This is a genomic window from Litoribacterium kuwaitense (assembly GCF_011058155.1).
Taxonomy (GTDB): Bacteria; Bacillota; Bacilli; order Bacillales; family DSM-28697; genus Litoribacterium; species Litoribacterium kuwaitense.
The window spans coordinates 1-21670 of sequence record NZ_JAALFC010000034.1 but is presented as its reverse complement, the minus strand read 5'-3'; the positions used below and the strand labels follow the sequence as shown (position 1 = coordinate 21670).

The following is a 21670-nucleotide window of genomic DNA, read 5'->3' as shown; positions in this document are numbered from 1 at the left end:
CTTTTCCTTATTTGTTTTGAATGAAAATTGATTTAGGGGGTGGCGTGCATCTTGGGCGGATGGGCCAGTTACATAAGATGCATTAACTATGGAAACAGCTCGTACAAATAAACATCATTGTGTCGTTATACTTGTTGGTGAAGTTTCGCAGTCGTTTAAGCTTCTTGCCCAAACATTATCAGACCAACGATCAACTGTAATGTCAAAGGTATCGTTCATTCGTTGGTTAAAAAAGCCGACTGCACAGTGTTGGGGTACACTTTTTCAAGATCAATCGATTAGCGAAATCATTGTACTCCATTCCATGAATGATAAGGAACGGACCATCGCTCAAGAAAATATCCCTTCTAAAGTGGTGGCGTATTTTGTCGAGTCGCCTCTTGAGGCTGGGAAGCCGGTGGAGAAGAATTGGCCGGGGTATGGCTCCGCCTTAGACGTGATCATTGACGGAATTGAAAGAACAGAGGATACGGCCGCCTCATTAGTGCTTGATGTACCAAGGTTGTTTCTCATTCAATTGCCCTTTCAAGCAGCAACAGGAATTGTTCGAGATGCAGCGAACGTCTTAGGCTGGCCCTACGTCAGTGAGCAATCAGTGACAGAAGACGGGGTTCACGCGCTTGTTTCACAATTACAAGCCATTTATTCTAAAAAAACGTATGCTTTTATGCTTGTTGATCAAGATGCTAATGGCAGTGAAATTCTCGCAAAAGTCAAAGTGCATCTTCAAGTCTCTGAACGATCTCAGTCATTAGACCGTGCGAGCTGTCTAGGAAAGCAGCCTTCGCCTATAGAAAGGCTCGAAATTAAAAAAATGGCAGAAGATATCCAACGTGGAATCATCGGTGATGCACCTTTTCCACATTATGCTGAAAAAGCTTAAGTAAATATAATAACTATAAATAAAGTGAGGTCAGAACGCCGATGAAAGAGCCCTTGTATTTGAAAATATATAATAGCATTCTCTCGCAAATCCAATTGGGCTTCTATCAGGCAGGTGACCGCGTGCCGTCGGAAATCGAATTAGCAGAAGCCTTTAATGTCAGTCGGATTACGACGAAGAGGGCATTAGATATGCTAGCGCAGCAACAAGTCATTGTGCGAAAAAGAGGCAAAGGCTCTTACGTAGCATGGCAGAATCAACTGGCAGAGGACCAGCCTGTTGATGTGACAGAGGAGAAGGATGCGAGCCCTCGTCCTATCCGAAAAATTGGCATGGTTGTTCCAGGGGTAGCCAATACATATGGGTTGGAAATTTTGCGGCTTGTCGAAAAAAGTGTACGTCAGCGTGGAGATGTCGTGTTAATCGCTTCTACTGACGGGTCTTTGGCGGAGGAAGCAGCTGTTATTCAGCGAACGTTAGATGCAGGCGTCGATGGTCTTTTAATGACGCCAGTAAACGGACAGCATTATAATGAACCGATTATTCGATTGAGTCTTGAACAGTTTCCTATCGTCTTTATTGACCGACATCTTCCTGGACTCCCGATCCCAGGTGTTTATACAGATAACTTCGCGGCTGCGAAGGAAACCGTTGCCTATTTATTCGAAAGAGGGCTTCGTCGGATCGTTTTTGTCACACCACCTACGCGTGGAACAGCTTCCTTGGAACAACGATTAGCGGGCTATTTAGCTGCGTGTGCAGAATTTGGAATAGCAAATGCAGAGCAGATGGTTATTGAAGGAGACCATTATCACAATGCAGAGCAATTACTTGAAAAATTGAATGAAGTAGAGGGAGATGCATATATTTCAAGTGAGCACGGGGTTGAGCTTGTCGTAGCAGAATGGTTGGCGAATCAAGAAGAGTTAGACAAGCCGCGCATATGCTTTGACTACCCAAAGTCTTCATATGTTGATGGAGAACCATCGGTGACTCATATCCAACAAGATGAGGCGACGATGGCAAAAACAGCTGTTGAGTTGTTATATCAATTGATTGAAGGAGAGAAGATGGAAGCGTTTCAATTCTTATCTCCATATACGCTTATTGAAGGGAAATCTACAAAAAACCTCGCGTTTGATGGGGGAAATACTTCTTGACGATATACTTGATATACCTTATAGTTTAGTTGTTGAAATTGAGTTGATATGTTCCATATTGATTTGTGTTTTCTAAAAATTCATTTTTAAGGAGCAATCGTATGAGTGACACAATTAAAATAGGTATTATCGGTAGTGGTGGTATCGCGGGCGCACACGTCAATGCATACAAGAAAATGTCTGATGTTGAGATTGTCGCTGTAACAGACGTTATTGAAGGAAAAGCTGAAGAATTTATTAAACAGCATGACCTCCAGGGTGCGAAAGCGTTTACAGGTCATGAAGCTCTATTGGAAGAAGAGCTTGATGGTGTTAGTATTTGTACGCCAAATGTTGCACACCATCAAACGACTATTGATGCGCTTAGAGCGGGTAAGCATGTGCTTGTAGAGAAGCCAATGAGCGTGACATTAGAGCAAGCCATCGAAATGGTTGAAGTAGAACGAGAAACAGGATTGATATTAACAATCGGATTTCAGCCTCGTTATGATCCAAACATGAAAGAGTTAAATCGTATTGTACAATCAGGAGAGCTCGGGCACGTGTATTACGTGGAAACAGGTGGCGGACGTCGTCGCGGTATGCCAGGTGGTACATTTATCCGTAAAGATTTAGCGGGCGCCGGCGCTCTAGCTGATATTGGATGCTACTCGCTTGACTTCGCGTTAAATGCACTCGGTTATCCAAAGCCGGTGACTGTTTCTGCTTATGGTTCTAATCACTTTGGGACAAACCCGAAGTATCACCCACAAGCCGATCAGTTTGAAGTGGAAGATTTTGGTGTAGCGTTAATTCGTTTTGAGACAGGTCAAGTACTTAACTTTAAGATTTCTTGGGCGATGCATATGGACAGCCTCGGCGCAGGCCTATTCCTAGGAACTGATGCAGGCTTAAAGGTTCAGCCTGCTGGTCAAGGACCTTGGAGCGGCGTTTGGGATGGCGGCATCGGTTCGATGACGATATATCATGATTTGCTCGGGCATCATACGGAGTCGGCTGTTCCTGTTATTAACCACGGACTAGACATTTTCTATGAAAAAGTGAGAGATTTTGCTGTAGCAGTGAAAGAAGGAAAAGAAGCACCTATCCCGACGAAAGAGATTATTCGTAACCAAGCGATTATTGACGGGATTTTACGTTCTGCAGATCAACAGCGAGAGGTCGACATCGTTTTGCCAAAAGATATGTAAAGGGGCGATGAAGCGTATGACCATTCGATTGGGCGTTGCAGGCACAGGAGGCATTTCACATTTGCATTTTCAACAGCTGTCTGAATTAGATACTGTGAAGGTTACAGCGCTATGTGATCCAAATGAAGAGAACCGAATGAAAGTGATCAAGCGTTTTCCAGAGCTTTCAGAAGCAGTTACTTTTGATCGTTATGAAGATATGCTTAAGGCGCAAGTCGTTGATGCTGTCCTGATCTGTTCGCCACATACGCTTCATTTTTCTCAGGCGATGCAGGCTTTACAATATGATTGTCATGTCATGCTTGAAAAGCCGATGACGTGCTCTTCGAAAGAAGCCGCGGCATTAATTGCCGAAGCTGAACAAAAACAAAAAGTATTGCAAGTATCCTATCAGCGTCATTTTATGCCAGTCTTTCAATATATTAAAACGGCTCTTTCGGACGGAACGATTGGTGCGTTAACGTCAGTATCGGCGTCGCTTTATCAAGGCTGGCGTGACGGAAGCGCCGGCACATGGCGTCAAAACCCTGCTTTGTCAGGCGGTGGCATGTTAATGGATTCAGGAAGTCATCTGATCGATGCCCTTCTCTGGACGACCGGGATGACGCCGGAATCCATTCAAGGCCATATCAGCAAACAAGGAGCGCCTGTAGAAATAGATACGCAAGTGTCGATCCGTTTCACAGAAGGCCCGCTGGCAAATCTTACAGTTATCGGTCATGCACCGACGTGGGAAGAGCGATTTATGTTCTGTGGGGAGCAGGGGGCGATTACGCTGAATGATGGTAAAGTCCGTCTGTGCTACCCGGGTCAGGAGCCGATTACTCCTGATTTGCCAGTGCAAACGACAAATGCGGACAAAAGCTTTATTGATGCCATATTAGGCAAGCATGAAGTCGTCGTCCCAGGTACGTTTGCAGAAAAGGTTGTGCGACTGACAGAAGATATTTATGCTCATACAGGATATGAGCCAATTAAAGCGTAAAAAGGGGATTGCAATGAACTTTGATATTGGTATGCGACTCTCTCCGCATATTGGGGAATTAGGGATTGAAAAAACGGCAGAGTGGGCGGCATCGGTCGGAATCGACGTCTTAGATCTTCCGGATTTAAATGCTGACATTAGAGCTTCGTTAGATAAAGCTGGCGTTCGGCCAGGGTCTATTGACGGTAAGTATTTGCTCGGCTCAAGCCCTTTTTTAGCCCGAGATGAAAAAGCGATTGAAAAAGCCCTCGTTGAGTTAGATAAAGATTTTAAAAGATTTAACGAAAATGGGGCACAGGTTATTTTCATGTGCCTTATGCCACCGGATGCTAATCAATCTAGAAAAGAAAGCTTCGAAGCGTTTCAAGCGTCCTTCCCAGAAGTCGTTCGTTTAGCGGAAAAGCACGATGTTTATCTGGCAATGGAAGGCTATCCTGGACCAGCTCCGACATACCCGACGCTCGGCTGCACACCGGAAACGATGCGCGCGATGTTTGAAGCGGTTCCATCAGAGCACTTTGGCTTAAATTATGATCCTTCCCACCTCGTTCGCCTCGGTATCGATTACCTGCGCGTGTTAGAGGAATTTAAAGAGCGAATAGTTTATTGTCACGGCAAAGATACGGAGCTGCTACCAGAAGAAACATATTTACATGGGCATTTGCCAGCAACTTTTGGTCCTTCCTACGATTTTTCCGAAGGCTCTTGGCGATATACGATTCCAGGGGAAGGCTCAATTGCATGGGATCGTGTGGCTGTTCGTCTTGAAAAGGCAGGATACACAGGTCCGATCAGCATTGAACTGGAAGATCATCGTTATTGGGGAACGCTTGAAAAGGAAATGCAAGGTATTAAAAAATCACGCGATCACCTAGCGGCTATTTTTAAATAATTTGTAGATGCACCGTAGAATATTTCTACGGTGTTTTAACAATTGTCTTTGAAACCGCTTGCCAATCCGCGAGCGTTTGCTAAAATAGAAGGTGAAGTTATTAGAAATTGAAATTGTGAACGTTCACAGTTTTTGCGATTGCTAGGAAGTGAGGTCTGAGGATAAATGAGAGTAACTGTTAACGACGTTGCTAAAAAGGCGGGAGTATCTCGCACAACCGTTTCTCGCGTCGTCACAGGGAGCGGACCTGTCAGTGAAAAAACCCGCAAGAAGGTGACAGAAGCTCTTGAGTCTATGGGCTACATTCCTAATTTAATCGCTCGAGGGTTAAAAACGACAACCCAATTTATCGGCGTAATTTCTCATGATTTACGAAATCCATACTTTATCGAGGTGATGGCAGGGATTGAAAAAGTGTTGCGCAGCGCCGGTCGTACCATGGTTCATGTCAACTCAAATGATGACCTTGATTTAGAGGAGCGAAACTTATTTCAGCTATTGTCTACTCAAGTAGAAGGAGTGCTTCTCTTAAGTAACTTAGCTCAAGAAGGAAACCCGATGATCGAGATGGCAAAAAAACAAGTCCCAATGGTCGTCGTCGAAGGTCATATTCAAGGGGTTCCAGCTGTGAATACTGACAATGAGCTCGGTACCAATCTAGCACTGAACCATCTTTGGGAAAAAGGTCATCGACACATCGGCTATTGCAGTCTGAACAATGACATCTACGCATGGAGGTCAAGGTTTGAGGCTTATCAGTCGTTTATGGAGGCGAGGCAAGCCTACAATGAAAAACATGTATTTATCGGAAACGATTTTATTTCACAGATGGAAGTGAGTTACCACGATGGAACTTTGCCACAAGCTCTATTTGCTATGAACGATAGCAACGCACTGACGGTCTATCAATGGTGTAAAGAAAAGGGATTGTCTATTCCTGATGATTTATCTATCGTTGGCTTCGATAATTTGCCGGTCTCATCTATTGTTAACCCTGAGCTGACAACCATTGCGCAGCCAGTGCTCGACATTGGTGAACTTGCGGCCACGACGCTATTAGAATTATTAGAAGGAAAAAATTCGGACGGTGAACAGGATCAGGTGATTAAAATCTCGCCGATTTTGCAGGAACGATCCAGTGTGAAACAACTTTAATTGGTTGAGGAAGTTGCTAATCATGTAGAGAGCATAGATCTTATAGGAATACTTGTAAGTGATTTTTCACAGCTAGATCTAGTACTACCCTATAAAGGTAAATGGAAACTGCTAGAAAACAATACGTTCTTAACGGATGACCAAGGCGCAGGGCGAATTATGCGAGCATCTAGCAAAAAACTGATAGATTAATGATAATCAAACATTGGAGGAATGAAGAAATGGCATATTTTAAACACGCAAAGATAGGCTATGAGGGACCGGGTTCAAACAATCCGATGGCGTTTAGACATTATCAACCGGAACAAAAAATCGGTCATCAGACGATGGAAGAGCATTTACGGTTTTCGATGGCTTATTGGCACACATTGACGTTTGATGGCAGTGACCCGTTCGGTCGTGGCAATATGCTTCGCCCTTGGGATCATTTTACAGGTATCGATCTTGCGAAAGCCAGACTTGAAGCAGCATTTGAATTACTTGAGATTTTAAACATTCCATTTTTCTGTTTCCACGATATTGACATTGCGCCTGAAGGTGATTCGCTCGCGACGTTTTTTAAGAATGTGGACACGATCGTCGATGAAATGAAAGGTTACATGAACTCGTCTGGAAAAAAATTGCTTTGGAATACAGCGAACATGTTTACAAATCCACGTTATGTGCATGGAGCCGCAACAACGAATCATGCCGATGTTTTTGCGACGGCAGCTGCTCAAGTGAAACACGGGCTCGACATTGCAAAAGAATTGAATGGGGAAAACTACGTATTTTGGGGCGGGCGTGAAGGATATGAAACGTTACTGAATACAGATGTTGCTCTTGAACTGGATAATCTGGCCAAGTTTTTACATATGGCAGCAGATTATGCCGAAAAGATTGGTTTTACGGGTCAGCTCCTGATCGAACCAAAGCCGAAAGAGCCGACAACACACCAGTACGATACAGATGTCGCGACGACAGTATCATTTTTACGACAGTATCATTTACAAGACCGCTTTCGTTTAAATCTTGAAGCCAATCATGCAACTTTGGCAGGGCATACGTTTGAGCACGAGCTGCGCCTCGCCCGTATTCAAGGCATGCTTGGTTCTGTTGATGCAAATCAGGGGGATACGCTAGTCGGTTGGGATACCGATGAATTTCCGACAGACATATACTCTGTCACACTCGCTATGTATGAAATTTTGAAAAACGGAGGTTTAAAACAAGGCGGCTTGAATTTTGATGCTAAGGTGCGACGAGGATCTTATCATGCCGAAGACTTAATCACAGCGCACGTTGCTGGCATGGATACGTTTGCTTGGGGGTTAAAGGCGGCAAACGCGTTAATCGAACAGCGAGTGCTTGATTCTGTGTTGGAGGAGCGATATGAGACGTTCTCTACAGGCGTTGGAAAAGACATCGTTGCCGGAAAAGCGACTTTAGAGTCTTTGCATGATTATGCGTTGACACTCGGAGAGATCGAAAATCAATCAGGACGACAGGAGTCATTAAAAGCAAAAATTCAAGACGTTATATATTCAGTACGATAATTTTTTAAAAAAGGAGAGGCATACATGAGTTATGTGGCAGGTATTGATTTAGGGACAAGTGCAGTAAAAGTGGTTGTGATTGATCAAAACGGAACGCTTGTTTGTGAATCCTCTGTATCGTTGGATATGGAGGTTGCGCCAGGAGGCGTAAGGGAACAGCATCCGGATACGTGGGTTGCCGCAACGGTGTCTGCGTTAAAACAATTGGTGGCTGACGATCCAAAGATTGCGAATCAAATCGAGGGGATTAGTTTCTCAGGGCAGATGCACGGCCTTGTGTTACTGGACGAAAATTATGAAGTACTACGTCCGGCAATCCTTTGGAATGATACCCGTACGCACCAAGAATGTGCAGAGATTCGTGAAACGCTTGGAGCAAAGTTGTACAAATATACGAAAAACCCAGCTTTGGAAGGCTTCACTTTGCCGAAACTTTTGTGGGTGCGAAAGCACGAGCGCGCGCTTTTTGAACGTGCCCAATTGTTCTTGCTTCCAAAAGATTACGTACGCTACCACTTAACAGGTATGCTTCATACAGAGCCTTCTGATGCAGCCGGCACGTTGCTATTTAATCCGGTGCAAGAGCAGTGGTCTGAAGAAATGCTTGATGCTTTTCAATTGCCAAAGCATCTCTGCCCAGACATTGTGCATTCAACTGCTGAGGTAGGAGTACTCAAAAAAGATATTGCTGAAAATGTAGGCTTGACTAGAGAGGTTCGCGTATTTGCCGGTGGCGCGGATAATGCCTGTGGTGCGGTTGGAACGGGAATCATTGCTGAAGGAGAGACACTGTGCAGCATTGGGACGTCCGGCGTTCTGCTGTCGTATGAAGAAGAAGATGTCAATATAGACGGTGGAGTACACTTCTTTAACCATGCGAAACCAGGAGCTTACTACACGATGGGCGTCACTCTTGCGGCAGGGTTTAGCATGAAGTGGGCGAAGGACATTCTCGCTCCAAACGAGTCGTTTGATGAGCTGCTCGCAGGGATTGACGACCTTCCGCCTGGCAGCGGAGGACTTCTGTTCACACCATATTTAAATGGTGAGCGCACCCCTTATTCTGACGCCTCCATTCGGGCGAGCTGGATCGGGCTTGATGCGGAGCATACGAGAACGCATATGGCAAAAGCGGTCATGGAAGGAATTACATTTTCACTAAATGAATCGCTTTCGTTGTTTCGTCAAGCAGGCAAAACGATCACGACTATTATTTCAACCGGAGGCGGTGCAAAAAATCGCCATTGGCTGCAAATGCAAGCAGACATTTTTAACGTCAAGGTCATTTCCCTCGAACACGAAGAAGGTCCAGGATTCGGAGCAGCGATGATCGCGGCGGCTGGCTGTGGATGGGACCAAGATCTCGACAGCATTGTTAAAAAGTTTGTCAAAAGAAAGCAGGAATTTCATCCTAATAAAGCGAATGTGGAGGCATACGAACAGCTCTATCAATTGTACAGACAGGTTTATCGACATACTGAAGGCATCAGTCGACAATTGACAACCTTCCGTCACTAACATGGAGCTTAACAAATATTAGAGGTGAATGAAGTGACAAAGAAAAAAGAAATTCGCATTGGTATGGTAGGCTACAGCTTTATGGGAAAAGCTCATACACAAGCCTATCGTGACGTTTCTTATTATTTTGATACGCCTGCAACCCCAGTGCTTAAAGCCATTGCCGGTAGAAATGAAGATAAAGTGAAAGATGCTGCAGAAAAGCTGGGCTTTGAGTCTTACGAAACAGATTGGCGAAAACTTATTGAACGTGATGACATTGATGTTGTTGATATCGTTACACCAAATTTATCGCATGCGGAGATCGCCATCGCCGCTGCAAAAGCTGGGAAGCATGTCATTTGTGAGAAACCGCTTGCGATGAGTGTTAATGAAGCACAAGCGATGCTCAAAGCAGTTGAAGAAGCTGGCGTGATTCATATGATCAGCCATAATTATCGCTTCGCTCCTGCTGTCCAATATGCTAAACAACTCATCGCAGAGGGCAAACTTGGCAAGATTCATCATTTCAGAGGAGTTTACTTACAAGATTGGCTGCTTGACCCGAAAGCACCGATCGCTTGGCGGATGAAAAAGGAAATGTCAGGATATGGGACACATGGCGATATCGCTGCTCATAGTATTGACTTAGCCCGCTTCCTCGTTGGTGAAATAAACGAAGTTGCTGGACTCTTAAAGACATTTGTCCATGAGCGTCCGCTAGAAGGGTCACCCGACAAAATGGAGACGGTCGATGTCGATGATGCGTCGGCGTTTATCGCGCAGTTTGACAATGGCGCAATGGGCGTTTTTGAAGCGAGCCGTTTTGCTGGTGGAAACCGAAATGGAAATCGCTTTGAAATTAATGGCGAGAAAGGCTCAATCAAATGGGATTTAGAAAACCTCAATAACCTTCACGTCTACTTCGATGACGATGCCCCTGGGCAACAAGGCTTTCGTTTGATTAACTGTACAGAAGCTGAGCACCCTTATGCCGGAGCATACTGGCCATCTGGACATATTCTTGGCTATGAGCATACGTTCATTAACCTTATTCATGACCTCATTGAAAGTGTTGCGAACGGAAAAAATCCGACACCGAACTTTAAAGACGGTGTGCAAAACCAAAAAGTCCTTGAGGCTGTAGCAGAAGCATCTGAGAAGAAAAGCTGGGTATCCATCGAATCCTAAAATAAAGGTAGGTAGATTTATGACAAACGTAAAAGTTGGCGTGGTTGGTTGTGGTGTCATTAGTAAGATTTACCTTGAAAATAGTAAAAAGTTTGCTGGATTTGATATCGTCGCCTGCGCAGATCTTGATATGGCGAAAGCACAGTCGGTCGCTGAAACTTACGAGATACGGTCACTCACAGTCGAGGAGATTGTCAAGGACAATGAAATCGATCTCATTTTGAATTTAACGATACCGGCGGCGCATGCCGACGTCGCTTTGGCTGCTTTAGAAAATGGAAAGCACGTCTATGGTGAGAAGCCGTTGGCAGTGACCCGTGAGGACGGAAGGAAGATTTTAGACAAGGCGAAAGAAACGGGCTTGAAAGTCGGCAGTGCACCAGATACGTTTCTGGGAGGCGGGCTGCAGACAAGCCGAAAGCTTATTGATGATGGCTGGATTGGACGTCCAATTGGCGCGACAGCATTTATGATGTCAGGTGGCCCAGAAAGCTGGCACCCTCAGCCGGATTTCTTGTATAAGCACGGCGCAGGTCCATTATTTGATATGGGTCCATATTACTTAACGACTTATGTGAATTTATTCGGTCCTGTCAAACGCGTGACTGGTATGACGACGAAAGCGCATGAAGAGCGCCTCATTACAAGTCAACCGCGTGCAGGTGAAAAAATCACAGTCGAAACACCAACATCCATTTACGGTTTGTTGGAATTCGAAGCTGGCCTTGTTGGTTCTCTGCTGACGAGTTTTGATATCGCAGGTGATTCAACATTGCCACGTATAGAAGTGTATGGAACTGAAGGCACCCTTATTTTACCTGATCCAAACACATTTGGCGGTCCTGTCAAGATTAAGCGTGTTGGGAGCAAGGATTGGGCTGAAGTCCCATTAACTCACGGTTTTGCGGAAAACTCTCGAGGCATCGGTTTAGCTGATATGGCATTCGCCATCCTGCACGATCGAGCGCATCGTGCCAATGGTGACCTTGCGTATCATGTCCTAGACTTAATGCATAGCTTTGGTGAAGCGAGCGACAGTGGACAGCATGTGACTTTACAAAGTACGGTTGAGCGCCCGGCAGCCTTCCCTCCAGCGTTGCAGTTTGAAAATCTACGTGAAAAGTTATCCAATGAGTAATTAAACGTTTGCGCACCCCTTTGTTTCTTGAGGGGGTGTGCGTTTTTGCTAAGGACGAAGACGATGAAAAGGGTGAAAAATGACGATGTCCGAAAGAGCCATTTGGCTGCAAATGTTAGAAAAATTGGCTACACCACCTTTGGAAGCGTTAGCAAAACGCGAGCTTGCAAAATCGATGCCGTGTGAACAACGAGGAACGGGAAGAGAGGATTACCTCATTCTTGAAACCTTTGGTCGTTTAATGGCAGGGATGGCGCCGTGGTTGGCGACAGAACAAGAGGATGAAGCAGAGGAAGTAGTAAGGCGACAATTATGGACGCTTGCCCAGGAAGCAATTGATGTCATAACGGATCCGGTCTCCCCAGATTACGCAAATTTTTCTGTAGGGCAGCAACCGATTGTTGATACTGGCTTTTTATCGCAAAGTATTCTCCGTTGTCCAGCATTATATGTAACTTTATCTACAACGGTGAAAAATCAGCTTGTCCATGCTCTAAAGGCATCCAGAAGCCGAAAACCTCATCCAAATAACTGGTTATTATTTTCGGCTACGACTGAGGCAGCCTTATATATTCTTGGCGAAGACTGGGATCCGATGAGAGTCGATTATGCGTTGCGACAGCATGAACAATGGTATGCAGGTGATGGGCACTATCAAGATGGTCCCGAATTTCACATGGACTACTATAATAGCTTCGTCATCTTGCCGATGCTGTATGACATTACGCAAAATGTGCCGTTGATAGATGACGCTTGGCGGCAGATGAAAGAAGAGATTCCTTCAAGGCTGTCAAGATATGCTGCAATCCAAGAACGATTAATTTCACCAGAAGGAACCTATCCCGCGGTTGGCCGTTCATTAGCCTATCGATTTGGTTGTCTGCATGCGTTAGGAATGGCTGCTTATGAGGAATGTCTACCAGAATGCGTCGCAAATGGTCAAGTTCGGGCCGCATTGACAGAAGTGTTAAAAAGGCAAATGTACAGGCTAGGAACCTTTGACGAAAACGGCTGGCTAACTTTAGGATTTGCTGGTCATCAGCCTCTGTTGGCAGAGAGTTACATATCTACCGGCAGTACTTACCTCGCAGCATTGGGGTTTGTACCGCTTGGCTTAAAGGCATCGCACCCCTTCTGGTCTGAAGAGGCGAAGCCGTGGACAGCTGTGCAAGTTTGGGGAGGAAAAAATGTACCTGCTGATATGGCAAAAAGGGGCACCCCTTTTAAAGGATTATGATTTTTGCTACCGCAAAAAGCAAAATGAGGTGTTTTCTCTTCTTTAATTTTGGCTATGTTAAATAACTCTGTTGATATTTGCTTAAAGGGAGCAAACGTTCTATAATTAGGATGAGAATATTTGTTTGGAGTGCTCCCAAATGAAGTTAAGTGAAATAATAAAGGAAATCCAAAAATTGAAACCTGTTGAACAGCATCGTTTAAAGGAATTCTTTACTACTTTCCTTACGTCATTTTCAGCGAGTGAACCAGTTTTCTAAGAAGTAAATGAACGTAAAAATAAAGATGGTTATAGTGGTGAAAAAAGAAGTTGAACGGCAACGTTACCGTTGTAAAGACTATAAGAAAACATTTACGGTTGTCACAAATACTCCACTTTATCGTACCCATAAGCCTGATAAATGGATAAAATTCATTAAATGTATGTTGGAAGGTCGCTCCTTTCGTAAATCGGCAGAACTTATCGGAGGAGTTCATTTTGTTACTTTGTTCTATTGGAGGCATAAATTATTGGCTACTCTAAAACAGATGGACTTTAATATCTTCTCAGGTATTGTAGAAATGGATGAAACATATTTCCTTTACTCCGAAAGCAAGCGAAATATCAAAGAACGTAAACCAAGAAAGCGTGGTGGTTCCTCACAGTTTCGATGCATAAGTCCGTGAACAAGTTTGTGTCCTTATTGCAAGAGACCGACAGAAAGTGACCTATTCAGGTGTTCTTGGACGAGGGCGACTTATTAAGTCTAACTTAGACGAAACAATAGGTTCAAATATAACGCCAGACAACACGCCATGCACCAATGCTTGGAGAGCTTTTTCCACCGACAAAGTATCGTCGAGCATTATCGCTTCAAATCAGATGCAGTCGAGCGGGTAAGGGGCATTTACCATATTAAAAACGTGAATAACTACCACAGTCGGTTAAAAGGCTGGATACAACGATTTAATGGCGTGGCGACAAAATACCTCGACCATTATTTGAATTGGTTTCAATTCCTAGATGTCGTGAAGCATAGAAGTGATAATGGCTATATAAGCAACATGATAGTGGAAAGTTGTTTATTATCAATTAATGAAACTTATCGGTCATTAAGAACGTATCAATATTAGTGCTTTCAGTTATTCAACAAACGGGTCAGATTGATGAACTATGTTAATAATAGATAGGATTTATTATTGTGGAGGTTTTAATGAAAAAGTAGCATACGATGATTATTACCAAGAGCTTAATTATTTTGGAAATCCATATCCAGGTCTCATTGATTTTTTCACAAATTATCAACCTAAAGGAATCGCTCTTGACTTAGGATGTGGGCAAGGAAGAGATTCATTGTTCATTGGAGAATTAGGATATAAAGTTATTGGAATTGACCATTCTTCAATAGGGATAGGCCAACTTAATGAGGAAGCTAAAAAAAGAAATATAGATGTTGAAGGCATAGTAGATAACGTATATGACTTTCCGATATCCAAGGACATTGATATTGTATTATTAGATTCAATGTTACATTTTTATAAAAATGATTTACAAAGAGAGACCGAGTTTGTAAACAAAATACTAACCGAACTCAAAGAAGGTGGAGTTTTCGTAAACTGTATTTTAAAAGGATATGCACGTGAAAAGACTTTTAAAAAGATTATTAATGAGTCTCCATACGAATGGGAAACATTAACTGATGTTTATACTGAGTACAGTGAGGCTAACGCAGAATTTCACCTACTTGCCATTAAAAAAGGGAAACATATTGAAACATCTAAGTAAGCAAACGGGTGCGATTGTTGAACAATCTTCAACAACTAAAGAAGACACTAGATGAAGCAGATTAGCGAAAAAAGACCTGTTTTTGGATCCTTTTTATTTATCGAAGAGTAGCTAATATAACAATGAATCTGCCCCATCGACATAAATGTCCGTTCCCGAGATGTGGGCAGATTGCTCGGAAAAAAGGAAGCTTACGACGTCTGCTACTTTTTCAGCGGGAGCGGCACCGTTTGTGAGAACGTGAGGGCCATTTGGAAATTCAACAGGGGCGGTAACCTTTTTTAACTGCTCACTCTTATGATCGGTTCGCTCATGAATGTTCGTTTGAATAGCTCCCGGACAGACAGCATTGACACGAATGCCATAGCTACCAAGCTCTAAAGCAGCCATTTTCATAAATGCGACTTGTGCAGCTTTAGAACTGCTGTAAATTGAAGCACCGACATTATTAAAATTACGCGTTCCATTGACTGAGCTCGTATACACAATCGCTCCTTGCGTCTTTTTTAAGTAAGGGATCGTATATTTTGTTATTAAGAAAGCGCTCTTATGATTGGTCTGCATCGTATGGTTCCAATCAGCAGCAGTCAGGTTTTCTATTGGTGCAAAAGTACCGTTCACGCCTGCATTCGCAAATACAGCATCGATGTGACCAAAATGCTCGGCAACCTCATTTACAGCGCGTTGAACTTCGACGTCGGATGATACATCAATACAACACCCGATATGTTGGGTGTGATGATGCGTTAGTTCCTGCAACGTCTCGGTAAGCCTCTCGTTGTCCGCGTCAAAAAGCGCAAGGTCATATCCTTCACTACTTAATTTAAGAGAAGTTGCCTTCCCGATTCCTGAAGCTCCCCCTGTAATGATCGCAACACGGCGTTTCATAAAGCGTCCTCCTTTTAAAAGCAATGTATTCTTTGATATGATTGTACATGCTCACTTCATGAATTCTCAATAATTTTCTTAATTAGGCAAAGATCGGAAAGAAAATATATATTGTGATCGAATATATAGAGTAGAGCACATTGATTTGAATGACTCGAAAGCTGTGCGCAAATGATCCGCAAGGTTGAAAGGAGGGCAACGCGCGTCTACTCAGGCGTTTTTTGCTTTGGCTATTTGAGGAGATTGGCGTCTCCACACGGGCCAGTTGGTTAAGCTACATAGGGGTAGAAGGTATTTCGTTAGGGGAAGATAGAAAAATGAACAGCGTCCCCTTATTTTGTGAGGAGAAGGAGAAAACGGAGATGAGAAAAGTTTTTTCGGCTATATTAGCCCTTGGTCTAGGCTTGACATTATCGGTTCCTGCGGCTGCAGCTGTAGATGATGAACATAACCGTGCGCAGCCGTGGACACAGACAGAATTAAAAGAAAAAATGAAGCCTGTTTTTCTTGAACTTGAAATTGATGGAAATGAGGCTGTTTTAGAATACGAGGTTTACAACTTAAATGGGCGAACAATGTTGCCACTCCGCGCAATGTCAGAGCTCTTCGGCTGGAGAGTGTCGTGGGATCAGGAAGCTTATGAAGTGACAATTCAAAATCAAGAGCATGAAATGAAAATTGAACCAGGTGAATACGAAGCCTATTATGATGGAGTTCAAGAACGGATTGATACACCAGCTGTTATTTATGAGGGACATACGTTTGTTTCGTTACGTCAAGCAGCAGAAGTGTTCGATTTTACAATCTCATGGGAAAAAGAAAATTACCGTATTACACTCGATACAAAATTAGATGAACAGCCAACAGCTGAAGAGCCTCCCGACCATGAATTTACAAGGCTGCACGGGCTTCCTGTGCTCCCGAAGCTAGAAGCGCCTGTTCGGAGAGCTGTGTATACCGAAAATGCTGAGTTCGTTGATGACCGACGTATGTTTGTCAGTGATAACCCAGAAGTCATCTCTCATATGACAGTCAAAGAAGATGAAGGAGTGCTATGGGAAGATACGATCACAGATGAAACACAGCGGACACAAGACCATCGCTTTTTTGGTTATCATTAAATCGAATTGCTGAAGATATTTTTATCGGTATTACCATTGAAAACTTATCAACAGAAAACAGCTTATCCATTAACGAAATAAGAGGAACGACAAAAATCGGCCGTATGTCCCAACCAATGAAGGATGTTGGTATTCCTCTTACGGTAGAGGCAATGACAGACCAATTAGTCAACAAGCCGACGGAAGATGAAGTGGTTAAACCAGGAGAAACGCTTGTGCTTGACAGCTTTCGCGTTCGACCAGATCAACTCGTCAGCTTCATCCACGATTTAACTGTTGCCAAAAAAGGTGAAGGTCCACTCAATTACCGTTTGCGAACGGTCGTATCAAAATCATCGTCTGATGGTCTTGAGGAGATTAAAGGAGATATCCTTCCGTTAGATTATCGTCGCCATCCTCGTGGCACATGGCCGGGAAGTACGATTCAATCGACATTTCCAGAATATCGGGTTGGAGCGCCTACGAAGTCATATATGATCTCAAACGGTGTCACAGATAACCTCATGTCTAAAGAAGACAGTACAATTCCTGAGCTGACGCAAGCGAATATTGGACATTTTGGTGCTGTATATCGTGTTCGTATTCCTGTAAAGAAAACGACGCCAGGCACAGAGGTCGTCGAAGTACAGTTGAATCCACGTGGAGGAAATTATTCAGGTGTGTTAAAGACAAGAGCAGGTACTTTCGTCATTCCGTTGACGAACCCGATGAAAGAGTCCATTTTAATTTATCGACAAACCGTTTCTCAAGGAGAGACCGTGCTGGAATTTGACCTCATGCATGCCGGTGGATCAAGTACGCCGCTAGCCATTAGTGTTGAAACAATGGATAAATAAGACAATCGATAAATCTATACACACGACCATGATGAATTGTGTTACAATAAAGGGACACAATTCACATGGTTTTTTATTCGCTCGACCTTTAATGCTCTACATGAAAGAAGGATGTGTTGACGACAAGCAGCCTTTTTTACGTGTATATTGTCAGAATTTTCGACGGATAATAAGACTAGAAAAAGTTCTATCATACAGAAAGCTGGTGTTTGAAGTGAAATACGGATTTGCGCAACGTGTGCGTTATATGCAATCTTCTGCGGTAAGGGATATCTTGAAGGTCGTTAATAAGGGAGAGGTCATCTCGTTTGCAGGAGGTTTGCCAGATGAAGACATGTTTCCTGTGGAGGCGATGAGAAATGCGTTTCACAAAGCTTTGACCGCAGGTGATAATAAAGCGTTGCAATATGGAGAAACTGAAGGACATCGACCTTTACGCGAATGTTTAGCTAACCGCATGAAGCTTAAAGGCATTCAGCGTTCGAGTGATCATGTCTTAGTGACTTCAGGTTCACAGCAGGCCATTGACCTTTTTGCAAGAGTGATGTTTAATCCAGGAGATATTGTACTTACTGAAAATCCTACGTACTTAGCCGCTCTACAAGTGTTTGAATCGTATGAGGTTCGTGTTGTACCAGTCGTCTCTGATGACGATGGCATGGACTTGGAAGATCTTGAGGATAAAGTGAAACGATTAAAGCCTAAATGTGTATACGTTGTACCGACCTTTTCAAATCCAGAAGGAAAAATGTGGTCGTTAGAGCGGAGAAAATCACTGTTAAACATCGCTAAAAAGCATCAAGTCGTTATTTTTGAAGATGACCCATATGGCGACATTCAATTTGAAGGGCAAGGCAGCTATACGCCAATTGCCGCGCTTGATGATGAAAATAAATATGTGCTATATACGAGCACTTTTTCAAAAACAGTAGCACCCGCGTTGCGTATCGGCTGGATTGTCGGTCCGTTTCAAATGATCCGTATGATGGCACAGGCGAAGCAGGCAACGGATTTACACACAAACACCCTTTCGCAAGTAGCTATGGTCAACTTAATGAACGACTTTGATTTAGACGGACACATTGAATCTCTTTGCCATGCGTATAAGGAACGGATGCTCGTTATGAAAGATTTATTAGACAGCATTCAATTGGAAGGGCTAGACTACGTTGAGCCACGAGGTGGTATGTTTTTCTGGGTACGCATGCCTTCTCATGTAAATACTGCAGCGTTGTTACCGCAAGCAGTTGAAAAAGGAGTGGCTTTTGTGCCTGGATCTCCGTTTTATGTATCCAATGCAAACGAAAGCACACTGCGCCTGAACTTTACACATGCAAAGCCTGAACTGATCGAGGAAGGGATGCGTCGATTAGTGGCAGTCATTAATGAAACGAGAGAAACCGTATTTCCTTCGTGAATGCACTGATGAGGTTTAAAAGCTCCTCTCAAAAGGGAATAGATAGAGAAAGAGTTCTTGCTTTATCTATGGTGCCTGAGGAGGAGCAAACTTTATGTACAGAGACATATTGCAAATGCAGCGCCTTTCCTTGACAATGAAATCGATGTTCGTAAAAGAGCCGTGTGACATCAGGGCTCTTTTACGACGTTAAAAAGCCATGTCATTTTGGTGATGACACTAAAAAGTCTTCATAACATACTCAGAAAATGCATAACGGATGTCGAATTTACATTGGTAAGAGCTTTGTTTTTGCGATTTGGAAATGGATACGCATGTGCGAAAGGGGAAAAGTGAAATGCAGCCAAGGATTCAATGGGGATTATCAGCGCTTGTTTGCCTGGCACTCATCGTAATACATATGCAGCGCGTTGATGCGGCCCCCTTAACAGATGTCAATGGGCATTGGGCTGAGGATGAATTAAATGACGTCATTGAACAAGGCTGGATGAAGGGATACGTCGATGGAAGCTTTGGTGTCAATAGGAAGGTGACACGTGCAGAGATGGCGACAATTATGTCTCGGGCATTTGAACAGCTTCCTAAACAGCAATCTGCCTTAGCTTATACGGACGTTCCTACGTTTCATTGGGCATTTGATGCGATACAATACAGTTCAAGTGTAGGATTAATGAAAGGAGCAACTGCTGACAAATTTAGGCCGAATCGGGAAATGACGCGAGCAGAATTGGCACAAATGGTGAGCCGCCTTATCCCTGAAAATGAAGGTGATGAAACCATCGTTTATTCAGACGTTCCTTCAGGGTTTTGGGCAGTTGAAGCGATAAACAAGGTGAGCTTATCCGGTTACCTAACAGGATACTCAGATCAAACGTTCCATCCCAATAAGTCAGTCACACGTGCCGAAGTCGCTGTCGTGCTTGACCGCTTAAAGCAGAAGCCTTCTACCAACCGTAATGCGGGGGTATGAAGGTTTTTTATGCTTACTTTTAACATGGATCGATCTAAGAAAGAGAATCGTCGTGCTAAAGGCATATAGGGCACGCTAAACGATGTCATCCTCTGAAGATAAAGTGTAAGGGAATTAAAGGGAATTGTCGAATATTTATGGAATATAACCCATATAATGGACAGTTGTTAAGTAGTTTGATGATCAGGTGATCAATGAAGTTTTGGGGTGATGGGTGTGAAATTGATAGCTTTAGAGAAGAAGTCTTTTGGGTTAGGCAGTATTTCATTAGTCATCGTCGTTTTTGCTGCTTTGTTTAATCATCTTTCGTTTAATCGAGGTGTGATTTTAGGGGAGTATCTGTTAAAGCCTATCGGTCTCTCAAATTATTATGCATATGCTGGTGTACTACTTTTCCTGTTGGCCTGGTTCATTGGAAAGAGATATAAGAAAGATTTATTTGCACGCGCAGGTTTCATTTTGTCGCAAGTATTTATCTGGATGTATATAGTTATCTTTGTGCTAGGAATTGTTTTGAATACGATTCAAGTTTTCTTCTAAGTACGTAGACAGCTATACAACCGACTACCCCCCTCTTCCAAAGAGAGGGGGGCATGTTTCTTACCAATATCGCTGTTGGTTATAGTAATCATAGAGCTTTTCTTCATATTCTCTCGTGAGCGGCTGGTCTTCTTCAAATACCGGCGCATGTTCAACTAAGTCATGCTCAAGGGGTGCAGTGATCGTTTGGTCGATCCAGCTAATTTCTTTCACCCAATCAGGAGAGATTAACACGAGCTTCGTATCAATCCCTATTCCGACGTCGACGACGAGGTAGCGGATTTTCCATGTACCATCTTCTAAAATCATGTCATCGATCTTCCCGACGTATCCTTCTTTCACATGCACTTCGTATCCTTTTAAGTCATCCATACTTTGCAGCTGACTATTTTCATGTTGAAGATGCTCTTCAAGCTCTTTTTCTTCATACCCTTCATGTGTTTCATCGACAGTTTCATCAAGGTTGCGTTGCGAATGACTTCCTGCTTCTTCCGGGACCGGGGCAACGGGGACGACTGGTCCAGGAGCGCCTGTGCCTGGCGTATTATATCCAGCACCTGCCCCTCCAGCGCTCAGCCAATAATATCGCCATCCATGAAAATCACTTAAATCTTTCTCAAACTGTCTGTTGATCGGCTGTTCTTGGTTTGGTTTTGGACTATCCTTAATTTGATCTTTCGTCAAATTAACATGAACGATCCTATCTGAGGGATCCACTTTTTGGAATGCTTCAGGGCTTAAAAGAACCTCACCGCCAAAAAACCACGTTCTTGTATCGGCAACGATATAACGAACAACAAACTGGCTTTCATCGAAGTAAAAGTCTTCGATCTTTCCGATATCACCATCCGTTGCACCAAGTTTGTAAGATTCAAGCTCTTTTCCTTTGTATAACATGTCAAGAACCTCCATTAGCGTTTTTTTAAACACTTGTTCTTTTTGTTCCCAATCAACTCACATTGTAAACTTTATCGTTTTCTGACAGAAGACTCCCACTTCAAGGAATGTGTAGGACTTTCCAATGAGTAAGTGGGAGATGAATGTCGGTTAGGCGTCAGCCCAAAAGTTGTTTCTTTTTTGTGCTATGATATCATCAGTCTTATACAAAAGAAAGGGTGATATTTGGATGGAATTAGATAGTAATAATCATTCAGTATTTCTGATGTACTACCACCTTGTATTCGTTGTTAAATACCGTAGAAAAGTCTTTGACGACGACATGTCTGACTATGCAAAAGGCATGTTTGTAAAGTTAGGCAAGAAATACAATA

Annotated in this window: 20 protein-coding genes and 1 pseudogene; 19 read left to right on the top strand and 2 right to left on the bottom strand. The window is 43.4% G+C overall.

From position 1 onward, the window contains the following. The first annotated feature begins 88 nt into the window (after window positions 1-88). The 13 genes and pseudogenes from G4V62_RS14745 to G4V62_RS14685 all read left to right on the top strand — a co-directional run bounded on the left by G4V62_RS14745 (window position 89) and on the right by G4V62_RS14685 (window position 14627). Window positions 89-883, top strand: coding sequence for a hypothetical protein (locus G4V62_RS14745; protein WP_165203495.1), 795 nt, complete (start codon window positions 89-91; stop codon window positions 881-883). 59 nt (window positions 884-942) lie between these two features. Continuing rightward, window positions 943-2043 carry a GntR family transcriptional regulator gene (locus G4V62_RS14740; RefSeq protein ID WP_165203493.1) on the top strand — a complete coding sequence of 367 codons (1101 nt, stop codon included), beginning with the start codon at window positions 943-945 and terminating at the stop codon, window positions 2041-2043. A 101-nt stretch (window positions 2044-2144) separates the two neighbouring features. Beyond that, the gene (locus G4V62_RS14735) at window positions 2145-3233 is read left to right on the top strand and encodes a Gfo/Idh/MocA family protein (RefSeq protein WP_165203491.1); all 1089 of its coding nucleotides are present in this window, start codon (window positions 2145-2147) and stop codon (window positions 3231-3233) included. Between the two features lie 16 nt (window positions 3234-3249). After that, window positions 3250-4218, top strand: coding sequence for a Gfo/Idh/MocA family protein (locus G4V62_RS14730; protein WP_165203489.1), 969 nt, complete (start codon window positions 3250-3252; stop codon window positions 4216-4218). Between the two features lie 13 nt (window positions 4219-4231). Beyond that, the gene (locus G4V62_RS14725) at window positions 4232-5110 is read left to right on the top strand and encodes a sugar phosphate isomerase/epimerase family protein (RefSeq protein WP_165203487.1); all 879 of its coding nucleotides are present in this window, start codon (window positions 4232-4234) and stop codon (window positions 5108-5110) included. Window positions 5111-5275: 165 nt separating this feature from the next. Further along, complete coding sequence (locus tag G4V62_RS14720; protein WP_165203485.1) at window positions 5276-6265, top strand: LacI family DNA-binding transcriptional regulator; 990 nt, start codon at window positions 5276-5278, stop codon at window positions 6263-6265. 221 nt (window positions 6266-6486) lie between these two features. Continuing rightward, window positions 6487-7800, top strand: coding sequence for a xylose isomerase (gene xylA / locus G4V62_RS14715; RefSeq protein ID WP_165203483.1), 1314 nt, complete (start codon window positions 6487-6489; stop codon window positions 7798-7800). Between the two features lie 24 nt (window positions 7801-7824). Then, window positions 7825-9318 (top strand): xylulokinase, encoded by a 1494-nt coding sequence (xylB, locus tag G4V62_RS14710; RefSeq protein WP_165203481.1) that lies wholly within the window; start codon window positions 7825-7827, stop codon window positions 9316-9318. A gap of 63 nt (window positions 9319-9381) precedes the next feature. Beyond that, window positions 9382-10488: a Gfo/Idh/MocA family protein gene (locus G4V62_RS14705; protein ID WP_165203533.1), complete on the top strand. Its 1107-nt coding sequence runs from the start codon at window positions 9382-9384 to the stop codon at window positions 10486-10488. Window positions 10489-10507: 19 nt separating this feature from the next. After that, window positions 10508-11626: a Gfo/Idh/MocA family protein gene (locus G4V62_RS14700; protein ID WP_165203479.1), complete on the top strand. Its 1119-nt coding sequence runs from the start codon at window positions 10508-10510 to the stop codon at window positions 11624-11626. Window positions 11627-11705: 79 nt separating this feature from the next. Next, window positions 11706-12863 carry a DUF2264 domain-containing protein gene (locus tag G4V62_RS14695; protein ID WP_246218459.1) on the top strand — a complete coding sequence of 386 codons (1158 nt, stop codon included), beginning with the start codon at window positions 11706-11708 and terminating at the stop codon, window positions 12861-12863. Window positions 12864-13002: 139 nt separating this feature from the next. Continuing rightward, window positions 13003-13975: pseudogene (locus G4V62_RS14690) on the top strand (IS1595 family transposase). A gap of 40 nt (window positions 13976-14015) precedes the next feature. Then, window positions 14016-14627, top strand: a complete 612-nt coding sequence (locus tag G4V62_RS14685) for a class I SAM-dependent methyltransferase (protein ID WP_165203477.1) — start codon at window positions 14016-14018, stop codon at window positions 14625-14627. Between the two features lie 111 nt (window positions 14628-14738). Here the strand turns inward: G4V62_RS14685 and G4V62_RS14680 are convergent, their stop codons facing one another. Then, a complete protein-coding gene (locus G4V62_RS14680; protein WP_165203475.1) occupies window positions 14739-15515 on the bottom strand; it encodes an SDR family oxidoreductase in 777 nt (258 codons plus the stop codon). A 362-nt stretch (window positions 15516-15877) separates the two neighbouring features. Here G4V62_RS14680 and G4V62_RS14675 point away from each other — a divergent pair, with 362 nt between their 5' ends. The 5 genes from G4V62_RS14675 to G4V62_RS14655 all read left to right on the top strand — a co-directional run bounded on the left by G4V62_RS14675 (window position 15878) and on the right by G4V62_RS14655 (window position 20399). Further along, window positions 15878-16636, top strand: coding sequence for a copper amine oxidase N-terminal domain-containing protein (locus G4V62_RS14675; RefSeq protein WP_165203473.1), 759 nt, complete (start codon window positions 15878-15880; stop codon window positions 16634-16636). Between the two features lie 104 nt (window positions 16637-16740). Further along, a complete protein-coding gene (locus G4V62_RS14670) occupies window positions 16741-17472 on the top strand; it encodes a hypothetical protein (protein ID WP_165203471.1) in 732 nt (243 codons plus the stop codon). A gap of 214 nt (window positions 17473-17686) precedes the next feature. Further along, window positions 17687-18889: an aminotransferase-like domain-containing protein gene (locus G4V62_RS14665; RefSeq protein WP_165203469.1), complete on the top strand. Its 1203-nt coding sequence runs from the start codon at window positions 17687-17689 to the stop codon at window positions 18887-18889. A gap of 337 nt (window positions 18890-19226) precedes the next feature. Further along, window positions 19227-19859, top strand: coding sequence for an S-layer homology domain-containing protein (locus G4V62_RS14660; RefSeq protein WP_165203467.1), 633 nt, complete (start codon window positions 19227-19229; stop codon window positions 19857-19859). 216 nt (window positions 19860-20075) lie between these two features. Further along, window positions 20076-20399 (top strand): hypothetical protein, encoded by a 324-nt coding sequence (locus tag G4V62_RS14655; protein WP_165203465.1) that lies wholly within the window; start codon window positions 20076-20078, stop codon window positions 20397-20399. Window positions 20400-20459: 60 nt separating this feature from the next. Here the strand turns inward: G4V62_RS14655 and G4V62_RS14650 are convergent, their stop codons facing one another. Continuing rightward, window positions 20460-21296 carry a PRC-barrel domain-containing protein gene (locus G4V62_RS14650; RefSeq protein WP_165203463.1) on the bottom strand — a complete coding sequence of 279 codons (837 nt, stop codon included), beginning with the start codon at window positions 21294-21296 and terminating at the stop codon, window positions 20460-20462. Between the two features lie 229 nt (window positions 21297-21525). Between G4V62_RS14650 and G4V62_RS14645 the strand changes: the two genes are divergently transcribed. After that, window positions 21526-21670 (top strand): transposase (locus G4V62_RS14645; RefSeq protein ID WP_212508800.1); only part of this gene is annotated, 145 nt, incomplete at its 3' end.